The organism is Alcanivorax sp., from assembly GCF_051117345.1.
Classification (GTDB): Bacteria; Pseudomonadota; Gammaproteobacteria; order Pseudomonadales; family Alcanivoracaceae; genus Alcanivorax.
The window spans coordinates 1-2,888 of sequence record NZ_JBNPEC010000101.1; the positions used below are offsets into that span (position 1 = coordinate 1).

The window sequence follows — 2,888 nt, forward strand, 5'->3', positions numbered from 1 at the left end:
GCGGGAAGATCCGTATGACTACGGCCACAGCCGATCCTGGGTGAACCCACAGGGCAAAACGCAAGGCACCTGTGTGCATTGTGGCAATTGCGATCTGGGCTGCCCGGTACACGCCAAGAACACGCTGGACATGAATTACCTGGCGGCGGCGGAGAATGCCGGTGCTGATGTCCGCCCGCTTCATCATGTGCGTACCATTCGTGCCCTGGACGATGGTGGCTATGAAGTGCTGGCCCGGGACCTGGACAGCCATTGCTGGCGCCGCTTCAAGGCGGAAAAAGTGATCGTGGCTGCCGGTTCCATGGGCTCCACGGAATTGCTGTTGCGCTGTCGGGATCAGTACAAGACCTTGCCGAAACTGAGTCGCAAACTTGGCTATAATTGGTCCTGCAATGGTGACTTTGCCACCATGGCGTTTTATGACGAACGCCAGATTTCTCCCACTCGGGGCCCGACCATTACCAGTGCCATTGATTACCTGGATGGGGAAGATGGTGGCGCCCGTTATTTTGTGGAAGACGGGGGCGTACCCGATATTCTCGGTAGCTGGATGGAGCGACTGGGCAAGGATTCCCGCTTCGCCAGTACCCGGCTGGGTGCCGCCATGCTCAAGTATGGGGAGAGCAGTGATCCCTTTGCCAGGATGATGCCCTGGTTCGGGCAGGCCATGGACGATCCCGGTGGCCGTTTCTACCTGGGGCGCCGCTGGTACTGGCCCTGGAAGAAAGACCGGCTGAAACTGGATTGGGACTATCGCAAGGCGGAAAAGGCGGTACAGGGTCTGGCTGACCGTCATCTGGCGCTGACCGCCGCCACCGGCGGTGATCCGATGACGCCGGCGACCTGGGACTGGTTCAAGGATCTGGTGACCCCGCACCCCCTGGGCGGATGCAATATGGCAGATTCTGTGGAGCAGGGCGTGGTCGACCACCGGGGAGAAGTGTTCAACTATCCCAACCTGTTCGTGATTGATGGCGCCATGGTGCCGCGGGCGCTGGGTTTGAACCCCTCGCGTACTATCGCCGCGCTGGCAGAGTATGCCGCCAGTGAAATGGCATAAGAGTCGCTTCACGCTGCATACTTCACGCAACACCGGCAAGCCGCGTGTGTTGAGCAACCGTGCTGCCCATTTCCGGGTACGATATATTGGTAGTCAGTAGAGAATCAGAGGGGAATCCACAATGGCCGATGCCCGTTTCCATATCGTCTTTACCGGTCAGCTGGTGAAAGGGTCGGACCTTGCGACGGTAAAGAGCAACCTGGGAAAAATCTTCAAGATGGATGCGGCCCGGGTGGAAAAATTGTTTTCCGGGCAGCCGGTGGTACTGAAGAAAGATGCCGATCAGGCCACCGCCATGAAATTCCGCGCGGTGCTGAAACAGGCTGGCGCCGAGTGTGAATTGCGGCCGGTAGCCGACGCTGCTCAGACAGCGGCTACGTCAACCGCGCCGGTACCGGAATCCCGTGCAGCTTCTGCGGCCCCGGAAAGTCGGAAGCCGTCAGAGCCGTCGTCTGGCGAGCTGGAAACGGTAGGTACCATCCGCACCGGGGGAACCGGTTTTTCCGGTGCCTTCTCGGTGGCGGAAGTGGGGGCAGAGATGGATAACAGTGAAAAGACCGCTCCTCCGCCTGCGCCGGATGTGGGGCACTTGACCATGGCTCAGCCGGGGGAAGTACTGGGGCAGAAAAAAGAGGAAAAAACGCCGGTGGCACCGGACATCAGCCATCTGTCTCTGAAAGACGACTGATGCCCGTGGTGTTGTGTGGCATCAAGGGCTGGATGCGGCCTGGAATACGGCGTTCCGTTCGCTGCCTTCCAGGCGCTTCAATAGCTGGTGCCGGCTTTGCAGCGCCGGGTAAACCGGGCTGTCGGGGGAGATGGAGATCACCAGCGTTTGCATAAGTTCACGGGCACCGTACACATCCCGCTGGCGGATCAGTTTATCGAGTTCGGCAAAGGCTTGGTTGTCTGCGGCCAGGGTATCCAGCTCAGCCAGTTGTTCCGGATTGGCTGTAAGTTCGCGAGCACGGCGTATCGCCACCTTGACCGCGCGGGTATCGCCCAGATCAAGAAGCTGGCGAATCACTGCGTAGTTTTCACTGAGATCCACCGCGTCAGTCTTGGCTTTTTCCGGCGGCGATTTTGGGGGCGTTTCTGAGGTTTTTTTCAGCGCCGATGGCGTGGATGCTGCAGGGGCTGGCGAGTCAGTGGCTTCGCCATCATCGCTGAGAGTCAACGTCCAGCTGCCCAGCTCACAGCCACTTTCTGTGCTGACCTTTACCTGCCACTGACCACCGGCAGCCAGATCAAGGCCGGCAAAGGTTTTTGACGACCAGGTGCGCCAGTAGTCAGAGCTCACCGCCAGCGGCACATCAACGATGGGTTCACCGTTATAAGACCAGATGTGGTGTAGCTGCTCGCCATTGCCATCCTGGATGGCGGTAAAGAACAGTAGTTCATTGACAGAGAGCGGGGCGGTTGTGAGCTGAGCGAGCGGTTCCCGTTCTTCCACCGCGGTGGTGAAAGCAGCACTGACCAATGTCGGGCATGAGTTGTCGGTGGCAGTTTCAGCGAAGACCATTGCCGGAATCAGCAGGCCGGTGACAATGCAGATACGCACCTTGATTACCCCCAGAATGTTGTCTGGCTGCCGCTTATGTCTGAATCGTTTTTTGGATAGCGGCAGCGTCTACAACAAGACTAGTGGCACAGCGGCAACAAGGCGCAGAACTGCGTCACGTTAGCGGTGAACGTTCGGGTAAAGACAATAGTCAGTCTGCCGAGGCGGATTCATCACCTTGATCCGGACCATGGAACGCCAGGTACAGCTCTTCCAGTATTTCCGGAATGCTAAGGGCCATTTGCCGTACCACCTGGCTGTTGTCCC

The 2,888-nt window shown here is 58.6% G+C and carries 3 protein-coding genes; 2 read left to right on the top strand and 1 reads right to left on the bottom strand.

Translation table 11 applies throughout. The features are described from left to right. Window positions 1–1,060 (top strand): GMC oxidoreductase (locus ACFE0K_RS06560; protein WP_434535299.1); only part of this gene is annotated, 1,060 nt, incomplete at its 5' end. A gap of 121 nt (window positions 1,061–1,181) precedes the next feature. After that, a complete protein-coding gene (locus ACFE0K_RS06565) occupies window positions 1,182–1,748 on the top strand; it encodes a hypothetical protein (RefSeq protein WP_434535300.1) in 567 nt (188 codons plus the stop codon). A gap of 21 nt (window positions 1,749–1,769) precedes the next feature. On the opposite strand, the gene ACFE0K_RS06570 is transcribed toward ACFE0K_RS06565, so the two are convergent. Continuing rightward, on the bottom strand, window positions 1,770–2,621 hold the full coding sequence (locus ACFE0K_RS06570; RefSeq protein WP_434535301.1) for a DUF2914 domain-containing protein: 852 nt from the start codon (window positions 2,619–2,621) through the stop codon (window positions 1,770–1,772). Window positions 2,622–2,888: the final 267 nt, after the last annotated feature.